The following is a 26,416-nucleotide window of genomic DNA, read 5'->3' on the forward strand; positions in this document are numbered from 1 at the left end:
TCCCCCGAAGGGCACATACGGTATTACTCTCCGTTTCCAGAGGCTATTCCGTACCAAAGGGTATATTCCCACGCGTTACTAACCCGTCCGCCGCTCACCCCGAAGGGCGCGCTCGACTTGCATGTGTTAGGCCTGCCGCCAGCGTTCGTTCTGAGCCAGGATCAAACTCTCAAGTTGAAAGGCATTACTGCCTATCCTTGACGTTCGAACCTCTGCACATCTTTAGTGCGCTACCGCCTATTCGGCTACTTGAGCGCGAATAAGCTTCCCTCAACCCGGCTAGGCCAAGGAACGCACCAAAAGTCATCTGTTTGTGTGCCTCTGGTTTCATCAGAAACCGAAAGCCGTACAAACAGTGAAGCTGACACTGGATCATCGGCCGAAGCCTACCAGCGCGATATACAGACATTCAATCCGTCGAAACGAACCAAACCGCCCACATATCTCTTCAGTTATCCATCAATGTCAAAGAACAAACACCCAGAGCCAAAAACCAGACCGTTGCGCCAATCCCTCAGCGCGCCCGCCTAAACCTCAACCTCAGATGCCCCCAGTCTATCCTGAGCGTCTCAACCGTCTTTCCAGTCCGTCAGCACCGTCTCCAGCGCCCCAGCACCGCCTCAGCAGCGCCGGTGAAGGGGGTTCTAAGGTTTACCGATGGCCTCTGCAACAGCAAAATGACAAAAAGCGAAATTTTTTTGCGAAACTCTTTTTCTTTTATATTTCTCAAATACTTAGGCTGCACTTCGATGACGGAAACCTGCGTCCACCCATCGCAATCACCTAAGTACGCAAACGGCGAACCTCCAATCCAGTCTATATATAGTGGATGATACCTGTTTGGCCACAATAACCCCCGAGTCGAAGGGTGGATTCGACTCGGAATCCGCCCACCCAAAACCAAGTGGACCGCGCCAAAAAAACCAATTTCAACCGAACAGCCCCAGCTTAACCTTGCGCAATCTGACCTAATGGGGTCAGGTCGCAGTCAGGATAAGCGCGCATCATGAAATGACCTCTAAATACGCTGACACTTTTCCCTGTATTCGCACCGTTGGCCTCGACGGGCTGCTGATCTCATTTGCAGATACCATGGCTGAACCTTCCAACAGGGCGGCATTGGCATTTCGGGGGGCAATCGATGCGTTAAACTGGGCCGGCGTTCTTGAGACATCGGCCTCATTGGCGTCGACCTATGTTCGTTTTGATCCGGCCGTGCTGCCGCATTTTGACATCAAGGACCGGTTGACACACCTGTTAGCACAACAGGACTGGTACAAAGCGGCGATGCCTGCGGGTCGCAGGCTTTGGACCGTCCCTACTGTTTATGGTGGTGAGCTTGCGCCGCAGTTGGATGACGCCGCCCAGGCCGCTGGTCTGGAACCGGCCGAGGCTGTGCAGCGCCTCAGTGCCACGCGGGTGCGGGTACTGACCATTGGTTTTGCCCCTGGGCAACCTTACCTCGGGCCGCTTGGGCCGGAATTCAACATTCCGCGCCTCAAGGATCTGACCCCTATGGTGCCTGAAGGTGCCCTGGTTCTAGCCATATCGCAATTCGTTCTGTTTTCGGGGCCTACACCCACGGGCTGGCGGCATGTGGGGCAAACGGCGTTCCGATGCTTCCGTCCAGATGCGCCCGACAGCTTTGCCCTAAGACCCGGTGACGAGATGCAATTCGTTCCCATATCTGCCGATGAGTTGAACGCCATCCGCGCAGACAATGGAGACGGGATGGGCGGCGCGACGTGTCAGGAGATCGAAGGATGAGCCTGTCAGTTCTGCGCATCGGTCCCGCCTGCACCATTCAGGATCAAGGCCGCACCGGATATCTGGATCAGGGCCTGTCGCGTTCGGGGGCTGCGGATATCACCGCCCTTCACGAAGGCGCAGCGCTGTTGGCGCAAAGCCCGGACTTGGCTGCGTTGGAAATGGCTGGAATGGGTGGCGAATTCGAAGCTACTCTGGGCACTGATATCGCCCTGACCGGTGCACCGATGCAGGCCAGCATTGATGGCAGTCCGGCCATGTGGAACGCCTCGCACAGGTTGGAGCCAGGTCAACGTCTGTCCATTGGGGCGGCCACGCATGGCACGTATGGCTACCTCCACCTGAGCGGCGGGATTGATACGCCTCTGTTTCTGGGGTCTCGCGCGGCCCATCTGACCGCCAAAGTCGGGCGGGCCGTTCAGGCCGGTGATCAGTTGCCTGCCAAAGGCGGGGCTGGACGAGCGGGTATGAAGCTGCGGCCCGATGATAGGTTTTCCGGGGGGCGTCTTCGCGTTTTGGCCAGCTTCCAGACTTCTCTGTTCGATCAGGACACGCTGGATCGGTTCGCGCTGACCAGTTTCCAGCGGGGCGCGCGAGCGAACCGGATGGGGATGCAGCTTGAAAGCGCGGGCGAGGGCTTTGCCGCCAATGGGCAGCTCAATATCCTGTCCGAGGTTATCACTCCCGGAGACATTCAGATGACCGGCACGGGCAATCCTTTCATCCTGCTCCCCGAATGTCAGACAACGGGCGGCTATCCCCGCATCGCAACCGTGCTGCCCTGCGACATCGCCCGCGCGGCGCAAACCCCGGCTGGGGGAGAGATACGGTTCGAGTTTGTGTCTCTGGAAGAGGCTATCACCCTGCACGCCGCCTATTTGGCCGACCTGGAGCGGCTACCCGGCCGTGTTGAGCCGATGATTCGCGATCCACACTACATCCCGGACCTTCTGTCTTACCAGTTAATCGGCGGAGTGATCTCAGCCACCGAATAAAGGAGAATTGCCGATGCCCAGCGTCGATCTGAATGCGGATATGGGGGAAAGCTTTGGCCCCTGGAAGATGGGCGATGATGACAGCCTGCTGAAGATCATCACCTCGGCCAATATCGCCTGCGGCTTTCATGCCGGCGACTGGGACGTGATGGCGCAGACGATGACGCTGGCCGCAGAAAACGGCGTTGGGATCGGTGCGCATCCCGGCTTTCCCGATCTACAGGGCTTTGGTCGCCGCAACATGAAAATACCACATGCGTCCCTGCGCAATCTGGTGCGCTATCAACTGGGGGCCGCGTTGGGTATGGCGCAGGCGGTTGGTACCAAAGTCCGGCATCTGAAATTGCACGGCGCGTTGGCCAATATGTGCTCGGTTGATGTGGATATGGCGCGCGCCTGCTATCAGGGTGCGTTGGACGTGGACCCCGATATCATCATCATGGTGCTGGCCGTCACCAAACAGGAAGAAGCTGTACGCGACCTTGGCTGCAAATGGGTCGGAGAGATTTTTGCCGACCGCGCCTATAATGACGACGGAACGCTGGTGGATCGCAGCCTGCCCGGAGCGGTTATTCACGACCCAGAACTTGCCGGGCCACGCATCCTGAACATGGTGCGCGAAGGAGCCATCATCACTGAATCCGGCAAACGGCTTGAAACTTCGATCGACACCATCTGCCTGCACGGAGATGGCCCAACGGCAGTGCAAATCGCAGCCTCGGTGCGCGAAAACCTGATTGCAGGTGGGGTCGAGGTGACGAAGTTCATTCGCTGATCAGATTGGCTTAAGACGAAGCGGCTACACCCTTGGTGTTGCCGGGGTCAGTTTCAGCCCCTAGCATGACCACAAGTCCATGTTCTGAATACCACAATCCCGGCAACACCCTGTGCCAGCTGCAAGGCGCAGGAGCAAGGAGATAGCTTAATGTCTTTCGATCTGATGTCTTACCAACCGCGTGGCGACAAGAAAAACTCGAATTTTTTCACCGAGTATCTGCCCAAAATCTACGAACGCCGCACCAGCTCGGGCGTTGCCGATCTGGTCGGGGCGATGAAGGCAATCGTGATACAGGTGGAAACTGATGCGCTGTTTGACACTCTGGTCGAGCTCTACGTGATGACACCCTATCGCCACACGGCCAGCTATCTGGGGCACACACATAAATTCTCGGTTCTGCACTCGCATCCCGACTATCCGGCGCTGGTTGTGATGGCGCCACTCAATCCATCGTTCGAAGACTTTATACCCCGCATCAACCGTATGTATCCGCTGGCGCGGAAGACCCCGCAGACCCGCTATGTCGGAGAGGTTTTTGCCGCTTCCGACCTGACTGCGCTGACCCAAACGCTGCAAGATCAGAATATTCGATTCGAATATTCTGGGGACGCCGAAAACCCGTTCTACACGCTGGATGGCCTGCGCTTCACAACCCCGTCGGATTTCACCTGCAACCGGGTGGGCTATTCGACGCTGGATTTCAACGACACCGACAGCCTGGGCCTAGGCGACCGGATTTTGCTGAGCGACGACAAAAAAGCCCGTCTGGATCAGGCCGCCGCATTTGGTGCGGACAGCAAGATTGCACCGCTGATGCTGGGCATTGACCACCTCGCCACGCGGGTTCTGGCCGGCGAGCGTGAGGACGCGATCCTCGAATTTCTGACCATGGTGCCCTACTATTTCTGGGGGGCGTACAACATCTCTGAGATGAATTCGTCCACCAATGTGAACCGAAACCCAAACGTAGATGACGACAAGAAATCGCCTGCCAAAGTGTTCACCGCCAACAACACGCCGTCCTTCGTGAATTCCTTCGCCAAGCTGCCGATGCCGACCGAGGATTTTGTCCGCAATTTCGGCCGTCGCCTGCATCACATGGCGGTCGAAGTTCAGGATGGCGATCACGGCGCGGGTGAAAAGAACGTGGATTTCGTGGTGAATACGCTCAAGGACAAGGGCGTGCCATTTCTGGCCCATGTGGTGGGTGAATGTAAGGATGATCCGAACCTTAAGCAGATCTTCTCGAAACACTCGAAAAACACGCTGCTGATCACCGAATATATCGAACGTTGCCACAAATATGATGGCTTTTTCACCAAGGATAATGTCGCCGCGCTGACCGCCGCGGCCGGGCAGGATGAGCAATATCAGCACGGCCATGTGTTCGACTGAAGCGCTGATGTCCTGTATAAAGCGCCAAAAAAAGGCTGCGAGTTTCCTCGCAGCCAAATCCAACCAGGAGAGAGAATGTCGGGTCTTATGACGGCCCGATCATGAAACAGGTGACGTTGCGGGCCTGCAGCCTGCGGCACGCCAGATCGGCCTGTTCGCGGGTCATGCCCTGAAACGTCGCATCGAAGCCGCGCGCGCTTTGGTTCACTTTGCGCAACGTGCCTTCCAGAGTGGTCATTTCCGCCAGAGCGGTTTTCAACAGCACCTTCTCGGCCTCGTATCGCGTTGTGTAGCGACCCACATTCACACCCCACAAATGTCCACCCGACGTCGACAGACGGGTGACGATTTCGGGCTCGGGTTCTGGCTGCACATTCGGGTCGGTCGAGGCCAGAACCAGGCTATCCGGGCGCGCTGCGGGGCGCGGTGTGTCCCCCGTTGGAGCCTGCACATCCGCCTGCGCGATGGCTGCGGCGATCCCATTCTGTATGCGTGTATCATGCTGCGCAGCCGTGGCCGCGACGGCCCCGGCCAACTGCACAGTCGCCGCGCTTGGGCGCAAAACCGGACGCAGGCTGGTGGTCGGGGCACCGACCAGTCGCGCAATCTGCACATTCAGCCCTGCATTGCCCGCATAAGCCGGACGCGAAGGCTTGCGAATGGGCGCGCGCGACGGAGCGCGGCGGAAGCCCATATCCAGCAATTCTGCCACTTTGGCATTGCGCGATGCACCCGATTTGCCGCCAAAGACGGTAGCGATGATCCGTTCATCCTTGCGCTTGGCCGAGGCCACAAGGTTGAAACCCGCAGCCCGTGTGTAGCCGGTCTTGATCCCGTCCGCGCCTTTATACGCGGCCAGCAAGCGTCGGTTCGTATTGGGAACTGTCTTGATCCCGGCATCGGTCGAACGACGCGAGAACAGGTTGTAATATTGCGGGTAATCATACAGCAGATGCCGCCCCAGCGTGGTCATGTCTCGCGCCGTGGACAGGTGGCCCGACTCGGTCAGGCCATGGGCGTTCTTGAAGGTCGTGCGGCTCATACCCATTGCTTTGGCAGTGCGGGTCATGCGGCGGGCAAAAGCTGCCTCGGACCCGCTGATGGCGATCCCGATGGCCGTCGCCGCGTCATTGGCAGACTTCACCGCCGCTGCGCGGATCAGATACCGGAACGCTATCCGCTGCCCCGAGCGCAAACCCAACTTGGACGGAGGTTCCGCCGCCGCGGCCTTGGTGATGCGAACTTGCGTGTCCAGCTCGATCTCGCCATTCCGAACGGCCTCGAAAGCTATATAGAGCGTCATCATCTTGGTCAGTGACGCAGGGTGCAGCCGAGTGTCAGCATTGCGCGAATGCAGCACCTCGCCCGTACGTGCGTCAATCACCATCGCTGCGTAAGGCGCGGCAACCGATTGCATCGGCACCAAGGAAAGCAGCCATACGAATGCTATAAGAAATAAGCCCATTCGGGCCGGAACTGTCCGCCGAACCTGCACGATCTTTGCCTCTGTCTACCTCGGGCCGCCGGGTTTTCCCGGTCAGCAAATCATTTATTTTATTGCCCACCAGCGTAACACAGAGGTCGCGCGAAAGAAACCGAAAGCTGGCTAAATCGTCGTTTGTTTCAAGGCGTGTCGCACCACAATATGTAGAACAGAACCACCGCGCACCCACTAGATCAGCGCCTGACGCAGCGCCTCCACGCCCCTTGGCATCATTTTTTTGTAACTGGGGCCATTCGGCAACATCAGGAAAACGTGTTGATGAACCCCGACAACTCCCCAAGATCCCGCAGCTCTTTGTAGCGCTGTGAGGTGGATGGGACCTCGGCTTCTTCGATCTCCCATATCAGCCCGTGGGGTACATAGACGCCCCAACACCCAGCCTGAATCGGGGCGACCACATCGGACCGCATCGAATTGCCAACCATCATCGCATGTTCCGGCCCATCCCCGTGACGCGCGAAAATTTCGGTGTATGTCCCCGCGGTCTTTTCCGAAACGATCTCGACCTCATCAAACAACTCGCCCAAACCTGATTGGGCCAGCTTACGCTCTTGGTCGATCAGATCACCTTTGGTGATCAAAACAACCTTGTGAGTCGTCGCGACAGCCTCGATCGCTTCGCGGGCATGGGGCAGCAATTCGATAGGGTGGGCTAACATCTCTTGCCCAGCTTCGATCAATTGGCGAATGACCGAGGCAGGCACTCGGTCTTCCGTCACCTCAATGGCTGTCTCGATCATCGATAAGGTGAAGCCTTTGATTCCATAACCATAATGGCGGATATTACGCTTTTCAGCGGCCAGAAGGCGGTCCATCAGATGATCCCGCTCGGCGTGATCTACCAGAAGGTCGGCGAAATGCGCCTGTGTCAGTTGAAAGAAACGCTCATTGTGCCACAACGTGTCATCTGCATCGAACCCGACGATGGTCAGCTTGTTTTCCATTGCATTTGCGTCCCGCTGGCTCTTTTCTCTGGCCCCTTGGACGTTATATAACCGCTCAGATAAACCGAAGCCTGAATCGGTATAGGTGCGCGCAATGTTTGAAAACCAATGGACAATGTCCGACAAATCGGATGACGAGGGTGACTCGTCTGTCCTGGTCGAGACGCGCCCAAAGACCAAACGCCCGCCGCTGTACAAAGTCCTTCTGCTGAATGATGACTACACCCCGATGGAGTTCGTGGTTCATGTGCTTGAACGTTTCTTCGGCATGACCCACGCGCAGGCGTTCGAGATCATGCTGACCGTGCATAAGAAAGGCGTCGCCGTCGTTGGCGTCTTCAGCCATGAGATTGCCGAAACCAAGGTGGGTCAGGTGATGGATTTCGCCCGCAGGCACCAGCACCCCCTGCAATGCACCATGGAACGCGAAGAGTAACCCTACTCTTCCCGTAAATCGCTGATGTCCCCTCGTCTTGATCTTGCCTTGAACAGCGGCCTTGCGCTGTCACAGCCGCTGACAGTGATCGGTCCGACACCAACCCACGACCTGTCCGCGATGCCGCGCGAGGCGCAGGTGGTGCAGTCGTTCAAACCATTCCACGACCATTTTGAAGCGCAGGGGTTTGACGTCACACCCGAGGCCAGAGAGGCGTGTCAGGACGCAGTGATCTTTCTGCCCCGCGCCAAGGCGCTGGCCCGCAGCCTTGTGCATCAGGTTTGCTTGCGGGCTAAAGGCTTAGTCGTTGTGGACGGAGCCAAAACCGACGGGGTGGACAGCCTGCTGAAGGACATTCGCAAACGCGTTCCAGTCGAAGGGCCGATTTCCAAGGCGCATGGCAAGATATTCTGGTTCACCTCGGATCCTGCGGCGTTCGCCGATTGGGCTGCGCCCAAGTCGCAAGTGGTGGACGGGTTTACAACGGCCCCTGGTGTGTTCTCGGCGGACGGAGTTGACCCGGCCTCAGCCCTGTTGCTGGACGCATTGCCCGCTAAACTAGGCGCGAGGGTGGCTGATCTGGGCGCGGGCTGGGGTTTCCTGTCTGCAAACCTGCTGCAAAAACAAGGGCTGCGCAGTCTGTATCTGGTTGAGGCAGACCACATCGCCCTGACCTGCGCCAAGACAAACGTCACCGACGAAAAGGTATCGTTCCATTGGGCGGACGCCGTGACGTGGCGTGCGCCCGAGGGGCTGGACGCGGTTGTTATGAACCCGCCCTTTCACACTTCGCGCAGCGCAGACCCCGCGCTGGGTCAGGGCTTTATTCAATCCGCTGCGCGCAATCTGGCGAAGCACGGAGAGCTGTGGATGGTGGCCAATCGCCACCTGCCTTACGAAACAACTCTGAACGACACATTCGCGCGTGTCGAAGAAGTGACCGGAGACAATCGGTTCAAGGTGTTCCACGCCTCTCGCCCTCGGCGATGATCCCGGTTAACCTGCGCGCAACTCAGGGAGGTTCCGCATGTCCTTTTCCATAACAGGCAAGACCGCCATCGTGACCGGCGGCGCCAATGGCGTTGGCCTGGCAATCGGTCGGCATTTTGCGGATGCAGGCGCCAATGTGATGTTCGCTGACATGGACGAGAAGCGCCTGGCCGAGGAACTGGGCGAACAGGCCGATGACAGCAACATCCGCTTCTTCGCGGGCGATCTGCGTGAAAAACTGACCATTGCAAACCTACTTTCGGCCACGATAGACGCCTTCGACCAAGTGGATATCCTGATCAATGGCTCACGGCAGGTGATCCCGTCGGACCCGCTGGATACCGATGATGACTCGGTCAAAACCTTGCTGAATCAGAACCTGATGCCTGCTCTGCGTCTCAGCCAGGTTGTGGCCAAGCGCATGATCAAACAGGCCGGTGACGGCGACGCGCCCGCCGGATCGATCATCAACCTTTCCTCGATTGCCGCACGCCGTACGCACCCGGACCTGATGGCCTATTCGGTCTCGACCGCCGCGTTGGATCAGATGACGCGATCGTTGGCCGTGGCCTTCGCCCCGCATCGCATCCGCGTAAACTCGATCGCGTTGGGGTCGGTGATGAGCGCCTCGTTGCAGTCCACGCTCAAGGAAAACCGCGATTTCCGCGATGATATCGAGAAACACACGCCGCTGGCACGCATTGCCGCCCCGACCGAATTGACCGAGACGGCGCAGTTCCTGGCCTCGGACGCGGCAGGGTTCATCACCGGACAAATCCTTACCATTGACGGCGGTCGCACCCTGCTAGACCCCGTCGCAGCCCCGGCCCACTAAGCTTATGTTCGAGATCGAAAAATCCACCGCCTCTGCCTGGTTCCGCCAACTGCGCGACGACATTGTAGTCGCGTTTGAAGCGCTGGAAGACAGCCACGACACCGGCCCCTTTGCCGCAGATCAACCCGGCCGGTTCGAGGTCAAGGAAACCAAGCGCCATTCGGATGATGGGTCAGACGCGGGCGGAGGATTGATGTCGGTCATGCGCGGCGGTCGTGTGTTCGAGAAAGTGGGCGTCAACGTCTCGACCGTTTACGGCACGCTGGGCGAGCGAGCGCAGCACGCTATGGCAGCGCGCAAGGGCATTCCGGGCATGACCGAGGACCCGCGGTTCTGGGCTTCGGGCATTTCGTTGGTGGCGCATATGCAAAACCCACATGTCCCGGCGGTTCACATGAATACCCGAATGTTCTGGACCCCGCATGCCTGGTGGTTCGGCGGCGGGTCGGACCTGAACCCGTGTATCGAATATGAAGACGACACCGCCCATTTCCACTCCGTCCAAAAGGCGCATCTGGACCCGCATGGGCCGGGACATTACCCGCGCCTCAAAGAGTGGGCGGATGAGTATTTCTATATCCCCCACCGCAAACGCGCACGCGGTGTGGGCGGGATATTCATGGATGACTATTGCACCGGCGACTGGACGGCGGACTTTGCGTTGACTCAGGATATCGGCCGCGCGTTTTTGCCTGCCTTCCTACCGCTTGTTGAAAAGCGCCGGGTGCAGGGGTTTGATGACGCAGACAAAAACACCCAGTTGGTGCATCGCGGACTCTATGCGGAATACAACCTAGTCTATGATCGGGGCACCAAGTTCGGGCTGGAAACCGGCCACGATCCCGATGCTGTGCTGATGAGCCTGCCACCTTTGGCAAAGTGGGTTTGAGGTCAGAACCCAAACTCCAGGAAATTGTCAAAGCAATACCCCTGCGCCGAGGCTGCCGACAGATTTTCGCCCACACGTTTGACGGTGACGGAATAACTCGTGCTGGTATCCGCGCCCTCCGGCGGCGTTAGGGAGAACTGCACGGTGCGGGTCTGTTTTTCGTAGGCGCGGTAGATATAGATGCGCTGTGTCGCCTTGGTTCTGAGCGTCCGAATAGCATAATCGCCAATACCACACCAATAGGCCACCGGCGCCGACGTTCCCCGCGTCGAGACTTCGTAAACGCCATTGCCCTTGTCTGCCACATTGATCCGAATGGCCGGGTTCAACCTGAACCCCACCCCAACAGCCTGTGCCAGGCCCGGCACTACAATAGCGATTGCCACAATCGCCGCTTTCCATGATGTCATCTGCGTCCTTAATCGGGCCGAATTGGCCGCGCTATTTCTTCCTTCGGAAATCAATAACGCTATCATAGCACAGGTTTTCGGCCCGCGACGCAGATAAGTTTTCCCCCACGCGGTTAACAGTGAGCGAATAGCCAGGGGTCGTGTCGATGTCCGCCGGAGGATCGAACGAGAATTTGACGGTGCGCGCACCCGGCACATAGGCTTCGGCGATGTAGATACGCTGAGTTCTTGCCTTGCCCAAGGTCTGAACCGCGTAGTCCCCAATACCACACCAATAGACCGGGGCCGACGAAATGCCGACCGGTTCCACCCTGTAGACGCCACCCTTCTCAGGCGTGACAATCACTTGGAACGTGGGGAAAATCCCCACCCCCGGTCTGTTTGACTGCGCGGTCGCGGACCCTGCGACGACGACCAGAAAAATCGCGGCCAGAATAGCTTTTACGAAAATACCTCCGTCCTAAAGGCCTGATGCCACTGGGCTTAGGTCCATAAGACGAATTGAATTATTTAGTTACAAGCGCACGCTCGACCACGATTGCGTTACCCGATTGATAACAAAAGCCAGAGGTTAGCTTTGATTCACTCGTCCGCCCACGTCATGCGGGGCAAGCGCAACTGTCTTGATGACCGCATAACATTGCATCCCGGTTTGCAGACCCAGCGCATCGACCGAACGGCGCGTGATGCGGGCCAGAACCGGACCGGCAGTGGTTTGCAGCGACACGATAGCGCCCGGCCCGTCGCCTGCGCGGATCGTGTCGACCGTGCCAGACAGCACGTTCAGGGCCGAAAGCCCCTCGGGCGGTTTGTTCGACAGGATGACCTCTTGTGCTGGGATGCGGATACGCAGGGTCTCGCCAATTTGATGCGGAATACGCGGCAGAAACAGGCTGGCCCCACCCGCATCCAATTCCGTGAGGCCATCCACATGGTGCTTCGACACCCGAACCTGCAACACCGCGCCAACCGCCCGGATACCCGCAGGCGCAACCGACGGGTCGGCCAGAACCTCGGAGGCTGGTCCGTGGCGCACCGCCTTGCCGTCCTGCAAAGCAACGACCGACGTTGCCAGCCGCGCGACCTCAGCCGCAGAGTGGGTGACGTAGAGGATTGGGACCGAGACCTCATCCCTGAGCCGTTCGAAATAGGGCAGAATCTCACCCTTGCGCGCATCATCCAGAGCGGCCAGAGGCTCGTCGGCCAGAATAAGGCGCGGGCTGGCCAGCAAGGCCCGGCCAATCGCCACGCGCTGTTTCTCACCCCCCGACAGACCCGCAGGGCGGCGGTCCAGCAGATGGCCGATACCCAGCATCTCGATCACTTTGTCCGGGTGTTCACGCCGCGCGCCCTTGGGTGCGAACCAACGCCCGTAGGACAGGTTCTGGCGCACGGTCAGGTGGGGGAACAAGCGCCCTTCCTGAAACACATAGCCCAGGCGGCGTTTATGCGGCGGCAGCCACAAGCCCTGTTCGGTGTCAAACAACTCCCATCCGTCCACGGCCACGCGGCCCGAGGCAGGTTTCAGCAACCCGGCTACGGCATTGACGACAGTGGTTTTGCCCGAGCCAGACCGCCCGAACAGCACCGTCACGCCCGAAGGTGCATCAAAGCTGAGATCCAGTTTGATATGAGGTAGATCGTGCTGCAACCGGACGGAAAGGCTCATGACCCGGCCACCCTTGCCGCAACTCGGCGGCCAATGAATTCCGACAACAAAAGCGCGCCCATGGCGATGATAATCGAGATCACGACCAGTCGGGTCGCCGCCGCCTCACCGCCCGGCACCTGGAGAAAGGCATAGACTGCCGACGGCAACGTCTGGGTTTGTCCAGGGATGTTCGAGACGAAAGTGATCGTGGCACCAAATTCGCCCATCGCCTTGGCAAAAGCCAGAATAGCGCCCGCTATCACGCCCGGCAGGATCATCGGCAGAGTGACGGTTGCGAAGACCATCAGGCGCGAGGCCCCAAGCGTCGCCCCCGCCTGCTCCAGCTTTGGGTCAACCGCCTCGATCGACAGACGGATCGCGCGCACCATCAGCGGAAAGGCCATGATGCCGGCGGCCAGCGCAGCGCCGGTCCAACGGAATGCGAAAACGATGCCGACCTCCGCCAGCACGCGTCCTAGCGGCCCATGCAGCCCAAAGGTCAGCAACAGCAAATACCCGGTGACAACCGGAGGCAAGATCAAGGGTAGATGCACCAGCCCGTTCAATACCTGCCGCCCCGGAAACCGCCAACGTGCCAGCGCAAAGGCCACGAATATCCCAAACGGCAGCGTCACCAGCGTCGCCCAGAATGAAACGCGCAGCGACAGTCGCAACGCCTCAAGCTCATCTGGTCCCAGCCAACCCATGCGTTACTGGCCCGGCAGGGAAAATCCCTGCCTCTCGAAAATCGCCTGCGCGGTCGGGGATTGCAAGTGATCCAGAAAAGCTTTGGCCTTTGATCCCGCTTTTGCGGTCAACGCGGCTGGATAGATGATAGGAGGATGCAAGTCGTCCGGAAAAGTCGCCATGACGCGGGCCCGGTCCTCGACCGTAGCATCCGACCGATAGACGACACCCAAAGGCACCGCACCTGCCGCGACAAGGGCCAGAGCCGCGCGCACATTGTCAGTCTGCGCCACCTTGCCCTGCACATCGTCCCACAGGCCCAAATTGGTCAGAGCCGCTTTGCCGTAAATCCCGGCGGGCACCGCATCGACCAGCGCCATGGCCAGATGCCCGTCTTCTAATGCCGCCAGCAGATCAGTCTCGACCGCGAACCCGTTCAGCCCTGGGACCGTTGGGCCACCAATCAGAACCAACCTATTGCCCAGCAGATCAACCCGTGATCCGGGCGCAATCAGGCTGCCCTCCTGCAACACATCCATCCACTCGGCATTCGCCGAGATGAACAGGTCTGCCGGAGCGCCCTGCTGAATCTGGCGCGCTAGAACCGAAGAGGCCGCGTAGGACACCGTGACCTCTTGCCCGGTCGCGTCCTCGTACTGGATGGCGATTTCGTCCAACGCGTTTTTCAGGCTGGCGGCAGCAAAGACCAGAACGCCGTCGGCCCCCGCACGCATCGGGGTCAGCATCAGGACGCAGAAAGTGAAAACCGTGACCAGCGCCCGGCGCAGATGTGACAGGATCATTCCCAGCCCGCCCGTTAGATCAACATCCCCTCGGGGATATCTGAGGCAACAGGGCGCACGCAAGTACCGATGCACTTCGACCCCGTCCAGACGCCCGAAATTACGCACAAAAAAGGCGGTGCCGTGTCGCAAAGAGGATTGATCTGCCCGACCGCTGGAAGGATGCTGCGCTGAGCCACAGAACAGGACCACCGTCATGCTGCACACTACTCCCGGTCTGATTGATGCGATCCGCGCGCGCTTTGCCCATGTTGAAACCTGCCCGTTTCAAGGGCCCCGCATCTTCTTTGAAAACGCCGGCGGCGCGCTGACGCTCAATTCGGTGGTACAGACCTCGGCCAAATTCGCCGCGATCCCCGACAATCAGGGCCGCGACAACGTGGCTAGCCATGCGCTGGTCGATATCATCAACACAGCCAAGGCCGATTTGTCGGTGTTCATGAATGCGTCTTCGGGTCAGTTCTTTGTAGGCGAAAGCGGGACCGAACTGCTGTTTCGGATGATCCGCACCGCCTGCGTGAACGCGCCCAAAGGCAGCAAATTGATCGGCAGCTCGATCGAGCATCCCGCTAGCCGCAGCGCCGCCCGACGCTGGGCCGATATTGCGGGGCTGGATTATGTCAACGTCCAGCACGATGACGAAACGGGGCTGGTCACCGCCGATGCCTACCGCGCCGCAATGACCCCAGACGTCCGTGTGGCCACGATCGTTCACGCGTCGCCCGTGACCGGTATGGGTATGGACGTTGCCGCCATCGCGCAGGCCATCCGCGACGTTTCGCCTGACTGTTTCATCATTGTCGACGGTATCCAGCACGCAGCCCATGGGCAGTTGGATATCGACAGCTACAACGTCGACGGCTATGCGATTTCACCCTACAAAGTGTTCTCGCGTCACGGCTATGGCATTGCCTGGATCTCGGACCGGTTGACCGCCCTACCCCATGACCAGTTGATCGACGCCCCCTCAGACGGGTGGGAGTTCGGAACCCGCGACACCGGCTCTTACGCCACCATGTCCGATGTCGTGGCCTATTTCGACTGGCTGGGCGCGCAGGTCTCGAACGCCACGGACCGCCGAGCAAGGATCGAGGCCGCGGGCCGCGCCATCTACGCCTATGAAACTCATTTGACAAACACCATGATCAACGGCACTGGCAACCTGCCCGGCCTGCGAGATATGGAGCATATCTTGGTCCTGGGTGGCGCAGATAATCCCGCGCGCGAAGGGCTGGTGTCTATCGTTGTGCACGGGATGCCCTCGGCCGAGGTCGTGACCCGCCTGAACGATCAGGGCATCCGCACCCATATCCGCAAAGCCGATCACTACAGCGGCAACGTTCTGACCCCGCTGGGCTTGAACGACTGCATCCGTATATCACTCTGCCACTATAATACCGAGCAGGAAGTAGCCCAACTGCTGGCCGCATTGAACGAGATGACGGACTGATCAAAGAATTTCTGTCCAACCCTCTTGCGCCCGCGCGCAGGCTTGGCTACATGCACCGTCACGGGTGATTAGCTCAGTTGGTAGAGCGCTTCGTTTACACCGAAGATGTCGGGAGTTCGAGTCTCTCATCACCCACCATCCTTTCCCCACAATGTATCATGGTCTTTCGCGACTAGTGCCTATTGTTGTGCTGCGCGAAAAACTGTGTCCGCTGCGCTTAGACAGAAAAGTTGTCTCCAACACAGGAGAGATAGGCCATGGCAACAATCATAAAACGGCCTACCGAAAAGTGGCAGGCGACGGTCCGGAACGACGTCAATCCCGATCCAAGACCTTTCAAAAGCGTGCTGATCCAGCGAAGTGGACGTGAGAGATTGAGGTGCGCGCCAAGGAGGGTCGTTCACGGAGACAAACAAAGCGGTTATTCAGCCGCGTCGCGGCATTCGGCACATTGGGCTCAGAGTGGTCATTCTGATCTGACGGACAGCTGCCATGCGGACAAAGCTACCCAAAGCCGACTGTTTGCTGATGATCGTTCTCCATTCTAAAGCAGACTTTGTTTTTTTCGCTACTCCGAGGCTCCGCGAATTAGTTTGCTCTTCGTTGTTCTGACTGATTGGGTTTGGATCTGCCTGTTTTGGACATCATGGCCTTCGCGTAGTCGCGTTTTGCCTGCGCAGGGTCCTCGAAGCGAGCATGTACGACGCAAAAATATAGGGTACTGTCATCTCGTCCGTTGCGAGGTGTGAACCAATCAAAGGGATCGCTCGGCTTTACCGATGCAGTCTGATTGGTTGGTGAAGTCGCAGGTGCGACACTGGCTTCACTATTTGAAATGTCATCAAGCAGTGTTGGTCGGGCAGTGCCAGTATCCGGCGTAAGAATACCCATGATCTGCTCGCGACCAGCCGGAACAAAGCGCCCACTTTCTTCAACTGGAAACCGGATTGGCTGCCCAGCATAAACATCTCGTTGGACTTCGCTGTTCCGAACAACAATCGTGCCGTTAACAAGCACATACGGAATGCCCTCTGACGGAAGACCTTGCTGACCGAGGGTATAGTTCGCCTTTTCGGTCACAGTCTCCGGATCAAAGATCGTAATGTCTGCGACCATGCCTTCCTGCATACGCCCACGCACCTCCATTGCGCGCAAGCCCGTATCTCCCAATCGCTTCGCATGTATGTAGCTTAGCTGTGTGAGCGTAAGCATCAGTGGCACATTCGCTTCGCGGGCCAATCTGAGGACAAGCGCGTGGCTACCTGCTGACCGAGGATGCCCGGCATAGTCTTCGTAGGGTGCATCCCAACTCATCAGATTGCCCTGGATATCCAACCCGGCCATACCGTCGCCCGAGATGCCATAGCCTGCGATGGTGATCCAATCATTGAGCCATTGCTCTCTTGGAGGGCTAAAAACAATGGCTGTCCGTCCCGGTTCATTCTCGGCAAAGCTCAAGAACTCGTCTTTGGTCACAAAGCGATCGAGTTGGGGATCAAAGATAGTGTCTTCGTATTTGTACCCCATCGAGCCTTCCCAATTTTCGGGGGCGATGATGGAGGCTCCGTAGTTTCCCGATCCGGCGGTCCAGGGATAGTAACTGGACCAGACGTTGTAGCCTTGGTCGCGGGCCATCTGGAGTTTTTCCTGATTTTCCCACCACCCATAATCGTTGTCGTGATGAATGTGCAGCGGCGCGTCGAGCACCATCGCATTGACTAGGATTTCGTTGACGCCGGTTTGTGTCTCAGTGGGTGTCGAGGCACTGGGATGAAACCGGTGATGCACCGAAGTTAAACGCCCATAACGCGCCGCAGCCCGCTGTGCTTCGAACATCTCGTAGGTTGTGATGCCTTCGCGGGCGTAGCCGATGGTCGATCCCACGCCGAGTGCTCCAAGACGTAGTCCTTCATCCAGTTGGGCAGTGATTTCGTTCATCTGCTCGCGGTTGCTTGGAACCGACGACCACCCTTCGACGCCGTCTTCCACAGATTGTGCCCGCAGTGCGAAAAAGTTCCGGAAGTCTATGTCCCCACCTTCCAGCACAAGGCCGTCATGCACCCGCATCCGCGCGAATTCTTGTCCAACGACCGTGCCATAGTTTGCCTGCGTCACGCCTTGGCGCGCTGCGTACCAGTCGTCGATATTCGCGGCCCCGACCTCAAAATCCATTTGCGTCGTAACACCGTCGCGAAGGTTGACCTTGATACCCCAAGGATCCAGCCCGTGTTGTTCAAGGTCGATAAACCCGGGCGCCACAACGTGCCCTGTCGCATCGATGGCTTCGCTGCCGCCGATGTCTTCGTCGGTAATCGCAGTGATCCAGCCGTTGCTTATTCCAACATTAGCGATCTGGTCGAAACCGGTTTCCGGATCCATTACCCGACCATTGAGAATGACCACGTCGTACGTCTGCGCGACACATAAGGTCGAACACACAGACAATGTCCCAGCCAGAAACAGGGTACGCATGGTTAAGTCCTTTCTTTGGTCAGCAATTCGGGATGTTTCGTAATTTCTTGGCGTCTGCTTTCGCGACACATCAGAAAACAATCCGGGTTCTGAGGCTGAACATTGCAATGCTGTCCTGCATGGGATTCAGCAGAGGGTTGGAAACGTATTGCAGGGACGGTGTGATCTGCAGTCCGGGTGAAATCGAGAATCGGTAGAAAGCTTCGAGCGTGAACTGGTCACCGTTTATGCCTCTTGCCTCGGCCCAATTCAGGCCCAGGCCGGCCAAATCGGTATTGCGACCATAGTAGCCCAGACCCGCAGAGACCGACCGGTCATAAAGAGCGGCGGTCCCTCTTGAGGCCCCTGCCCGAAAGAATGGCATCCACTTATTGTCAACAAACCATGCGGCAGAGAACGCAGCGCCGTAATCTTCCGCTCGACTGCCATCGTCAGCCGCATCCGCATGCCAGAGGGTCAGATGGATATTGTCGAAGTAGATGCGATCAAAGCCGGAGGTGTAACCAAGTTCGAGTGACTTGAAGAGATTGCCGTCGCTAAACACATCAAAGTTTGGATCGGACGGGTCGGCGTTTGCGTCTGATACGCTGGCAATGGCGTAGAGGTTCTCGCTCAGCTTTACCCCACCGGCAATACCAAGGCCTTGGTTGGGCGTGTTAATTGTCGGATTGGTATTGAAAGACAGGTTTTGAAAACCGCTATAGGGGCTTACCAACCCATAAATATCGACAAAGTCCGTTACATCAATCTGCCCGAATTGCAGCGTCCAGGACCCATTCTCGGCCCTTTGGGTCCAGAACAGGTTAGTCAATAGCAGACCATTGTCGTTGAAGGCTGTTCCCGTGATTGAAAGGGCTCCGCCATCCAGCCCGAGAAACTGCGGAGCAACGTCAGTATAACTGTGCCGGTCTTCGATCTTGAATGTTAGAGAGCCCCGTTCAGTTGCCTGCCAACTGCCGTAGAGGCGTGCAATTCCACTTGCCGCTTCACTGGCTCCCAGATCAGCGTTCGTGGTTTGACCCAACGCCAAGTAATCAATGTTGAACCGAAACCCGCCCTCAGCCAGTCGGTCTTTCCACTCAAACCAAGCCGGCGCGATGTTGCGCGGAAAATCGGAACGGTATCGTGGGTCGGTCAGGCCGTCTCCGGGCTCTAGATCAGCTTCGACCGAAGATGGGCCGGATAGTCCCTGAGCCGACGCTGCGTCAGCAAAGGCAATGCTCAATGCGGCAACCAAAAGTCTTATCATTCAGGCGCCCTTGCTCCGCCGGTCTTGCGATTTCCCGCCGCCCGGATGCGATCAGCGGCACGCTGCTTCCATTCCAGCCTATCTGCTTCAGTTTCCAGAGTTTCGACACGTTCCGTCTCTAGCTGGAAGGTCGCATTCATCGGCATGAGACCATCCACAACCATCATATTTTGAACGGAAGGATCGATAGTCAGCTTACCGGTCAGCCGAACGGGTTCGTGGACATAGCTGGGCGTCCAGTCCCCGTTCAACCGCACGCGGATCATCTGGTTCGGCGGAGGTGGAGGCATATGACTGCACATCCCTCGTTCCGGCACTAAATACGCGACAGGCCGCCCGTCCGGATCATTCGGAGCAGGAATGGCAAAGCCCGCCAGTGTGATTGTTTGGCCGTCTAATTCCGGATTTCCGTTCGTGCCAGCCTTTCTTCGACGTTCCGTTACCACCTCTCGCTGATCGAGTAGCCAGTCGACATCAATTCCATCAGACGCCAAGGCATCCTCAGTCTCGGTCAAAAGCATTTGCCACTTTTGCCGCTCGTCTTCACTGCCATCATTCTGCTGCAGCCTGCCACGCAATCGCACGACGTAGAGGACATCGTCGAATTGTTCGGGACTGAGATCACGGTAAGGGTCTTCAAAGATCTGCGAGGATGGGTCCGGCAGGTCTGCCCAGTCCAACGCGGTATCGGGCGTCGCCATGGCAGACTGTCCACACCAAACCAACCCTGCCAATACTACGGTGCGAAACACATGGTGCATAGATGCTCTCCGGCTCTTTAGAGGTGTCAATCCAGTGTGTTTTTGTAGATGACGCCGTCCTTCATGATTAGGCGGATCGTCTCGGGGCTTTCGGGCCTCGGGTCGGCACCGAACCACTGATCGCCCGTACCAACGACCGAGAAATCTTCGAGCGGGTTACCGTCGATCAGCAGGATATCCGCATAGGCACCTTCTTCGATCACACCCAGTTTCCCGGCGGTATACGGGTTCATGAAGTCACCTGACAAAGCGACCACCTCGCCACCTGTCGATGTCAGCGTGACCATAGATGTGTAGGGCCCAAAAAACTCGTTGTTCAGGTGTTTTTCATAGGCAATCTGGATATTGCAGGCCTCGACCGAACCAACACAGTCGGTCTGGAACCCTCGCTTCACCGGACATTCCTTCATATTGTCGATGTAGCCTGCAAACGTGGCCGAAGCGGACTTGGCTTTGGCAAGGCTCGACGGGACGTTTGCTACCGCAGGAATATCGAGCAGTCCGGGATCGAAGGCCGTCAGGTTGGTGGTGATATACGCCCCTTTTTCGTTCATGATTTGGGCAATTTCACAGTCAAACGAAAAGCCATGTTCGATGGACATGACACCTGCGTCCAGCGCACTCAGGATCGCTTCCTTGCGATAGGAATGCGCCATGACATAGCTGCCGTATTCATTGGCCACTTGCACGGCGGCCCTGATCTCCTCGGGCGATCCAGCCAGCAATTGCCATGGGTCGAAGGCCGAAACGACACCCCCGGATTGCATGAACTTCAACTGAGTCGCACCCATGCGGAAGTTGTTGCGCGCGAACCTGTAAACGTCGTCCACTCCGCTCACCTCCTGCGCCAAGTTCAGACGGCTCATGTTTGTCTCTGAACCCGGAGGAGCGGTGAAATTCGCAAAGTCAGCGTGACCGCCGCGCGTTCCGATAAATGCACCGGACGGAAAGTAACGCGGTCCGTCAATTTGGCCTGCGTCAATTGCGCGGCGTAACCCGCCATTGGCCCCACCCGCGTCCCTGACTGTGGTGAAGCCCTGCATCAAATACATCTCGGCCATCCGCGCACCGTGTATGGCAAAGTCTTCCCACGTTGTGTTGGCCTCCATCGCGGGCAAGGTCGGCCCCATCAGCATCAGATGCGCGTGCAGCTCGATAAACCCGGGGGTCAGTGTCCGTCCCTCTCCGTCAATGACCGTGGCATTGGGGGCATCGATCGCATCAGTTGAGACGGCCTTGATAAGGTTGCCCTCAACCAGAACGCTCGCATTTTCGATACGCTGTTCATTGACGCCGTCGAAAACATGCACGTTGGTGAAAAGCGTTTGGGGTTCTTCCTGATCCTGAGCGTGCGCGGACGCAGAAAAAGAAAGACCGGCAGCGGCGATTACCGCCGAGAAAAGCGACATTCGTAGATCGGACATAGGTACTCCCTTCATATTCTTGTTTTACCAACTGTAGTCCGGAAAACTTTACCGCGGTTGCCAGTTTCGAATTATAATGTTCGAATGTGATAGTAAAAATGGCCACTGAACAGCGCATTCAATCCTAGAAAAAGGTGACGAGATTGCCTTTCAACACCACCTCTCAAGAGCATAGCGAGGGCTTTATTCGCCTCTCTTTGGCTGCCCCGTTTTTGCAGTATCTCATCGACCGCGAGATCGATCCGCAACCAGCTTTGGATCAGGTCGGGTTGAAGGCCGAACTGTTGTCTGACCCATCCGTGTTCGTTCATTCAGAGTTGGTCTACGGGTTGGTTAATACCTTCTCAGAAGTTTCAAGGGATCGGTATCTTGGACTGAATGTTGGGGAGACGTTTGACCTGCAAGCATGGCCACCTTTCGCCCAGGCCTTGCAATCGACAAAGACATTATTCGAGTTTTTTACCCGATTTGTCCGGCTTGTGCCGCAGGAATCCAATTCTGTGCGGCACAGCCTTGTCATTGAAGCGGACAAAGCGACCTATCGTATCGAAAGGCAGCAAGAACCGACTGTTCCACCCGTTCAGGTGACCGGCTTTGGAGCCGCAATCTATGTGCGCCTATTGCAGACCGTCGTCGGCGATTCCTGGGATTCTTCGCGCGTGCGATGGGAAAGCAGATACATCAATGGTCTACCTATCGACTATAAGGGGATCGAGGTTGGCTTGGGAACCTATCCCGGAATGCAAATTAGCTTTCCTGTGGAATGGTTGTTTTTGCACCATGTCTCTGAGTGTTCTGGCAAACCCGTAGCCGCACCGCGACAAGATGAAGAAGTAACCGTGGTGGCAGCTTTGCGATCTGTTTTACGTGACAAGCTAGATGAAACCGATTTGGGACCAAATGTAGTGGCTGGGTTGCTGGGGATACAGCCGGAACGGTTTCTGAAGGCCCTTCAGCAACAAGGCACAACGCTACCCCGCGAAATCAAGCGGCTGCGTGTCGATGTGGCAAAGGAGCACCTAAAAGAAGACCAGATGACAATTGCAGAGATCGGTCTGATGCTCGGCTATTCTGACAAGTCCCATTTCACTCGCTTTTTTCGAAGTCAAACCGGAATGACACCGACCAAGTTCCGCCTTAGTGCATAATTGCTGGACTGCTTTTCCACTACTTTACAAGTAGGGACCAACAAGTATTCGCAACACATTTTTTGAAGCCCCTATCTTAGGATCGCAGGGGGTCAATTTCCCCATAGCCCCTACGGCAGCTCTTACAGTGCTACGCCTCCGCTTCAGCAAACCTCTGATTAAGTTCGATCGGCAGCAATTCTGATTGAAGCAAGTTGTCATGCGCTATTGAACCGTTGGGGAAACGGTGCGACCCCCAAGCCACTGACAACGCAAGGCATCTCTCCAAGATAGCACTGGTCGCGGCAGAGGAAAACAACACCTTATTGCACGTGCGGTTTGAGTTAAAACGCTTCGTTGGCTCCGAATTTGCCGGAAGGCCGTGTCTTTCATCACCCACCATCCCCTCAATCCAGGCCTGCGGCGATGCGACCTTGTTGCAACCGATTGCAAAATGGGTGCAACGGGGCATAGTATTTGCCATGAAAATGACGAATACCACCTTACTTGCTCACTGGCCCCGTTCATGAGTGTCACGCTAAAAGACGTTGCCGCACTTGCTGGGGTTTCACGGTCCGCCGTGTCGCGCACCTTTACCGAAGGCGCGTCGGTTTCTGCCAAAACCCGCAGCAAAGTCGAAAAGGCTGCAGCCGAGCTGGGCTATAGCCCGAACGCGCTGGCCTCCAGCCTGACCACCGGGAGGACCAAACTGATCGGGCTGATCTCGAACAACTTCCACAACCCGATCTTCCTGGAGGTGTTTGATCAATTTACCCGCGCCCTGCAAGAACGCGGCTTGCGCCCGTTGATCGTGAACCTGACGGATGAGACCGAGCCCGCAAACTCGGTCAGAATGCTGCGGCAATATTCGGTGGATGCCGTCATTGTGGCCTCATCTACCCTGCCGCCCAGCTTTGCAAAGGCGTTTCATGATGCGGGCGTTCCGGTGGTGCACACATTCGGACGGTCGGCCACCTCGCCCGAGGTTCATGTGGTCGGGATCGACAACGTCGAATGCGGGCGGATGGCGGCGCGGGAATTGCTGGCGCGGGGATATCGGCACGTCGGCTATCTGGGTGGTCCCAAGGATGCTACATCGGCAATGGATCGCTATCACGGGTTCATGGAAGAGGTTGAAAAACACCCAAACCTGAAAGTCTCACATTCTTTCGCGACCGGATATTCGTTCGAGGCTGGCCGCGCCGAAATGCTGCGCCTGCTGGCCGGCACCCCGGCCGAAGGGTATTTCTGCGGCGACGACATCCTGTCGATCGGTGCGCTGTCGGCCCTGTCCGACCACGGCCTGCAACCCGGCAAAGATATTGGTATCATTGGTCTGAATGATATGGAGATGTCGCGCTGGGAAAGCGTCGATCTGACGACGATTCACCAGCCGATCAAGCAGATCATTACCGCGTCTGTCGATCTGGTCGAAGAGATGCTGAAAGACCCCGAGCGTTACCCCGAGGCCCGTATCTTTCCCTGCCGGGTGATTGAGCGGGGCACATTGCGCCCCCGCCCCTAATCAGCGAAACATTGGCGGGCGCGCGTCGGTCCAGGCACCATGATTCTTGGACGACGCGACCGCCGCGTGAACGGCGGCAATCGACCGCACGCCGTCGGCGGGGGTTGGCAGCCCGTCTCGGACCTCTCCCTGAATGGCATCGGCCAGATCGCAGTATATATTGGCCACCGCCAGCGGGAATCCTTCGGGGTGAGCAATCGCTACGCGCGACAGGCGCTGCGCGTCGTCATGCAACCCGCCTTCGCCTTTTTCGATGATCTGCGTGCGCCCTCCGACCGGGGTATAGACCAACTGATTGGGCTGCTCGGACGCCCAGCGCAGACCTCCGGTTTCACCAAAGACCTGAATATCGAACCCGTGCTGTCGCCCGATAGCCACAGATGACGTCCACAGCCGACCAACCGCGCCGCCCTCGGTGCGGAAGTTGATCATGGCGTCATCCTCCAGCTCACGGCTGACGATGGTCGAGGCCATGTCGGCAGACAGGGTTTTTACCTCATCGTCGCTGATGAAGCTTGCCATGTGCAGCGCGTGGATGCCGCAATCGGCGAACTGCCCGGATACGCCCGCCATCGCTGGATCATAGCGCCAGCGCACACGAGGGTTATCCGCGTCGGTCGCGTCACCGTGGTGGCCATGGCTGAAATTTGTCACTACCAGACGCACCTTGCCAATATCGCCCGCCCGCACCATCGCACGCGCCTGCCGCACCATCGGATAGGCGGAATAGCAATAGTTCACCGCGCAGATTTTGCCCGATGCTTTGGCCACACGCACGATCTCCTCGCCCTCTTCCACGGTCATGGTCATCGGCTTCTCGCATAACACGTGGAAACCGGCCTCGAGAAAGGCTTTGGCGATCTCGAAATGGGTCGCGTTCGGAGTGGCAATCGTCACTAGATCAATTCGGTCGGGGCGGTCTTTTTCACCAGCTAGCATCTCTTGCCAATCGCCATAGGCACGGTCCTGCGCCACGCCCAGACGCTGCGCATATTCTCGCCCGACTTCTGGGCGATGGTCCAACGCGCCTGCGGCGAATTCAAACATCCCGTCGGCCAGCGCACCCAACCGGTGGGCGGGCCCGATCTGACTGCCCTCGCCGCCACCAATCATGCCCCATTTCAGCTTTGCCATGATCTTAGTCTCTCTGTTATCTTGTCGTTTGTTCGGTCAGAATTGACTGACGTCCTGCCATTTCCGCTGGTCCGAAGACGCATGCACCGCCGCCAGAACACGGTTCACCTCATGCCCGTCGCGGAAGGTCGGCCAGATGTTTTCACCCGTGTCGATGGCGTGCAAAAAATCCTTCGCCTCGATAATGATCTGGTCCTGATAGCCAGTTCCATGACCCGGTCCCTGACAGAAGGGTTCATAATCCGGGTGCGCGGGTCCGGTCAGGATCTTGGTGAAACCCCGCGACGCCTCGGGGCCTTCCCGGCGATACAGCCACAGGGCATTCTGATCCTCTTGATCAAAGCGGATCGCGCCTTTGGTTCCCGTGATCTCATAAGCATAACCCATCTTTCGTCCCGTCGCGACGCGGCTGAAATAGAGGTTCCCCATGACGCCGTTTTCGAACCGGCACATCATCTGGGCATGGTCGTCATTCGTAACCTCTCCGCCCGGCCTGTGCCGGTGGACGGTTTCTACATCGGCCATCACCTGTGCAATAGGCCCGATCAGGGCCATCGCACCGTTGACCATGTGTGGGGCCAGATCACCGATCGTGCCGTTTGCCATGCCCGTCGTGCGCCAGGTCGCTGGGGCTTGGGGGTCGGCGTAGAAATCCTCGGTATGTTCCCCCCGAAACCAGGTGATGTCCCCGATCTCTCCATCCGCGATCAACTGCCGTGCATATTGGCTGGCAGGTGTTCGGATATAGTTGAAGCCAACCATGTTGATGGCACCCGCTGCTTCGGCGGCCGCCACCATTGCGTGGCTGTCCTCCAAAGAAGCCCCCAAAGGTTTTTCGCACAGCACCGGCTTGCCCAGCGCAAAGGCCGCCTCGGCGATCTGACGATGCGTAGACTGGGGCGAAGCGATCACGACCGCCTCGACCTTTGGGTCGTTGACCAATAACTGCCAGTCATCCGTCGCACGAGCGAACCCGTAAGCTGCGCGATAGCGTTCCGCACTGGCAGGGGTCGAGGCGCAGATCATCTCAAGACGCGGGCGTAAGGCTGTGTTGAACACGGCGCCAACAGCGGCCATCGCAACCGAATGGGCCTTGCCCATATAGCCGCCACCGACGATTCCAATTCCGATTTCAGGCATTTGCAACGGCTCCGAACAATATATTTGCAACCGGTTGCAAAATCAGTATC

Annotated in this window: 24 protein-coding genes, 1 tRNA gene and 1 rRNA gene (1 of these 26 cut by a window edge); 12 read left to right on the top strand and 14 right to left on the bottom strand. The window is 57.7% G+C overall.

Annotation, left to right across the window (positions count from 1 at the left end):
- Positions 1-177: ribosomal RNA gene (locus tag ACR3E7_RS10520) — 16S ribosomal RNA — on the bottom strand (it extends 1,282 nt beyond the left edge of the window).
- 834 nt (positions 178-1,011) lie between these two features.
- Here ACR3E7_RS10520 and ACR3E7_RS10525 point away from each other — a divergent pair.
- From ACR3E7_RS10525 to ACR3E7_RS10540, 4 genes are all read left to right on the top strand, one after another.
- The gene (locus tag ACR3E7_RS10525) at positions 1,012-1,767 is read left to right on the top strand and encodes a 5-oxoprolinase subunit B family protein (RefSeq protein WP_480505844.1); all 756 of its coding nucleotides are present in this window, start codon (positions 1,012-1,014) and stop codon (positions 1,765-1,767) included.
- Entirely contained in the window at positions 1,764-2,762 is a 999-nt protein-coding gene (locus tag ACR3E7_RS10530) for a 5-oxoprolinase subunit C family protein (RefSeq protein WP_480505842.1), read from the top strand. Before ACR3E7_RS10525 ends, ACR3E7_RS10530 begins: the two co-directional genes overlap by 4 nt.
- Before the next feature lie 13 nt (positions 2,763-2,775).
- A complete protein-coding gene (locus tag ACR3E7_RS10535) occupies positions 2,776-3,537 on the top strand; it encodes a LamB/YcsF family protein (RefSeq protein WP_480505840.1) in 762 nt (253 codons plus the stop codon).
- Positions 3,538-3,687: 150 nt separating this feature from the next.
- Positions 3,688-4,935, top strand: a complete 1,248-nt coding sequence (locus ACR3E7_RS10540) for a hypothetical protein (protein WP_480505839.1) — start codon at positions 3,688-3,690, stop codon at positions 4,933-4,935.
- 85 nt (positions 4,936-5,020) lie between these two features.
- On the opposite strand, the gene ACR3E7_RS10545 is transcribed toward ACR3E7_RS10540, so the two are convergent.
- Both ACR3E7_RS10545 and ACR3E7_RS10550 read right to left on the bottom strand, forming a co-directional pair.
- Positions 5,021-6,400: a D-alanyl-D-alanine carboxypeptidase family protein gene (locus tag ACR3E7_RS10545; RefSeq protein ID WP_480505838.1), complete on the bottom strand. Its 1,380-nt coding sequence runs from the start codon at positions 6,398-6,400 to the stop codon at positions 5,021-5,023.
- Between the two features lie 281 nt (positions 6,401-6,681).
- A complete protein-coding gene (locus tag ACR3E7_RS10550) occupies positions 6,682-7,383 on the bottom strand; it encodes an HAD family hydrolase (protein ID WP_170775800.1) in 702 nt (233 codons plus the stop codon).
- A gap of 94 nt (positions 7,384-7,477) precedes the next feature.
- On the opposite strand from ACR3E7_RS10550, the gene clpS reads away from it, so the two are divergent.
- From clpS to hemF, 4 genes are read left to right on the top strand one after another with little or no spacing between them, the layout of a single operon-like run.
- The gene (gene clpS, locus ACR3E7_RS10555; protein WP_170789805.1) at positions 7,478-7,819 is read left to right on the top strand and encodes an ATP-dependent Clp protease adapter ClpS; all 342 of its coding nucleotides are present in this window, start codon (positions 7,478-7,480) and stop codon (positions 7,817-7,819) included.
- A gap of 24 nt (positions 7,820-7,843) precedes the next feature.
- The gene (locus tag ACR3E7_RS10560) at positions 7,844-8,809 is read left to right on the top strand and encodes a class I SAM-dependent methyltransferase (protein WP_480505837.1); all 966 of its coding nucleotides are present in this window, start codon (positions 7,844-7,846) and stop codon (positions 8,807-8,809) included.
- Between the two features lie 37 nt (positions 8,810-8,846).
- A complete protein-coding gene (locus ACR3E7_RS10565; protein ID WP_170775794.1) occupies positions 8,847-9,644 on the top strand; it encodes an SDR family NAD(P)-dependent oxidoreductase in 798 nt (265 codons plus the stop codon).
- Between the two features lie 4 nt (positions 9,645-9,648).
- Positions 9,649-10,533 (top strand): oxygen-dependent coproporphyrinogen oxidase, encoded by an 885-nt coding sequence (gene hemF / locus ACR3E7_RS10570; protein ID WP_480505836.1) that lies wholly within the window; start codon positions 9,649-9,651, stop codon positions 10,531-10,533.
- Between the two features lie 2 nt (positions 10,534-10,535).
- Here the strand turns inward: hemF and ACR3E7_RS10575 are convergent, their stop codons facing one another.
- The 5 genes from ACR3E7_RS10575 to modA form a co-directional block, all read right to left on the bottom strand.
- Positions 10,536-10,943, bottom strand: coding sequence for a hypothetical protein (locus tag ACR3E7_RS10575; protein ID WP_170775791.1), 408 nt, complete (start codon positions 10,941-10,943; stop codon positions 10,536-10,538).
- Between the two features lie 31 nt (positions 10,944-10,974).
- On the bottom strand, positions 10,975-11,313 hold the full coding sequence (locus ACR3E7_RS10580; protein WP_480505835.1) for a hypothetical protein: 339 nt from the start codon (positions 11,311-11,313) through the stop codon (positions 10,975-10,977).
- Positions 11,314-11,514: 201 nt separating this feature from the next.
- Positions 11,515-12,612, bottom strand: coding sequence for a molybdenum ABC transporter ATP-binding protein (gene modC / locus ACR3E7_RS10585; RefSeq protein WP_480505834.1), 1,098 nt, complete (start codon positions 12,610-12,612; stop codon positions 11,515-11,517).
- On the bottom strand, positions 12,609-13,301 hold the full coding sequence (gene modB / locus ACR3E7_RS10590) for a molybdate ABC transporter permease subunit (RefSeq protein ID WP_480505833.1): 693 nt from the start codon (positions 13,299-13,301) through the stop codon (positions 12,609-12,611). Before modB ends, modC begins: the two co-directional genes overlap by 4 nt.
- A 3-nt stretch (positions 13,302-13,304) precedes the next feature.
- The gene (gene modA, locus ACR3E7_RS10595) at positions 13,305-14,282 is read right to left on the bottom strand and encodes a molybdate ABC transporter substrate-binding protein (RefSeq protein WP_480505832.1); all 978 of its coding nucleotides are present in this window, start codon (positions 14,280-14,282) and stop codon (positions 13,305-13,307) included.
- Here modA and ACR3E7_RS10600 point away from each other — a divergent pair.
- Both ACR3E7_RS10600 and ACR3E7_RS10605 read left to right on the top strand, forming a co-directional pair.
- On the top strand, positions 14,281-15,534 hold the full coding sequence (locus ACR3E7_RS10600) for an aminotransferase class V-fold PLP-dependent enzyme (RefSeq protein ID WP_480505831.1): 1,254 nt from the start codon (positions 14,281-14,283) through the stop codon (positions 15,532-15,534). The genes modA and ACR3E7_RS10600 overlap by 2 nt on opposite strands.
- Positions 15,535-15,596: 62 nt before the next feature.
- Positions 15,597-15,672 (top strand) — tRNA-Val (locus ACR3E7_RS10605).
- A 450-nt stretch (positions 15,673-16,122) separates the two neighbouring features.
- Here ACR3E7_RS10605 and ACR3E7_RS10610 read toward each other — a convergent pair.
- The 4 genes from ACR3E7_RS10610 to ACR3E7_RS10625 form a co-directional block, all read right to left on the bottom strand.
- Positions 16,123-18,006 (bottom strand): amidohydrolase family protein, encoded by a 1,884-nt coding sequence (locus ACR3E7_RS10610; RefSeq protein WP_480505830.1) that lies wholly within the window; start codon positions 18,004-18,006, stop codon positions 16,123-16,125.
- A 70-nt stretch (positions 18,007-18,076) separates the two neighbouring features.
- A complete protein-coding gene (locus ACR3E7_RS10615) occupies positions 18,077-19,255 on the bottom strand; it encodes a carbohydrate porin (RefSeq protein WP_480505829.1) in 1,179 nt (392 codons plus the stop codon).
- A complete protein-coding gene (locus ACR3E7_RS10620; protein WP_480505827.1) occupies positions 19,252-20,016 on the bottom strand; it encodes a DUF3299 domain-containing protein in 765 nt (254 codons plus the stop codon). The genes ACR3E7_RS10615 and ACR3E7_RS10620 overlap by 4 nt, the downstream gene beginning before the upstream one ends.
- A gap of 26 nt (positions 20,017-20,042) precedes the next feature.
- Positions 20,043-21,440, bottom strand: a complete 1,398-nt coding sequence (locus ACR3E7_RS10625) for an amidohydrolase family protein (RefSeq protein WP_480505825.1) — start codon at positions 21,438-21,440, stop codon at positions 20,043-20,045.
- Between the two features lie 143 nt (positions 21,441-21,583).
- Between ACR3E7_RS10625 and ACR3E7_RS10630 the strand changes: the two genes are divergently transcribed.
- On the top strand, positions 21,584-22,588 hold the full coding sequence (locus ACR3E7_RS10630; protein ID WP_480505823.1) for an AraC family transcriptional regulator: 1,005 nt from the start codon (positions 21,584-21,586) through the stop codon (positions 22,586-22,588).
- Between the two features lie 505 nt (positions 22,589-23,093).
- Positions 23,094-24,092: a LacI family DNA-binding transcriptional regulator gene (locus tag ACR3E7_RS10635; RefSeq protein ID WP_170784741.1), complete on the top strand. Its 999-nt coding sequence runs from the start codon at positions 23,094-23,096 to the stop codon at positions 24,090-24,092.
- Here ACR3E7_RS10635 and ACR3E7_RS10640 read toward each other — a convergent pair whose 3' ends face one another.
- Positions 24,093-25,226: a Gfo/Idh/MocA family protein gene (locus tag ACR3E7_RS10640; RefSeq protein WP_170772348.1), complete on the bottom strand. Its 1,134-nt coding sequence runs from the start codon at positions 25,224-25,226 to the stop codon at positions 24,093-24,095.
- A 36-nt stretch (positions 25,227-25,262) separates the two neighbouring features.
- Positions 25,263-26,366, bottom strand: a complete 1,104-nt coding sequence (locus tag ACR3E7_RS10645; RefSeq protein ID WP_480505821.1) for a Gfo/Idh/MocA family protein — start codon at positions 26,364-26,366, stop codon at positions 25,263-25,265.
- Positions 26,367-26,416: the final 50 nt, after the last annotated feature.

The sequence above is a fragment of the Ruegeria sp. BK1 genome, from assembly GCF_056535645.1.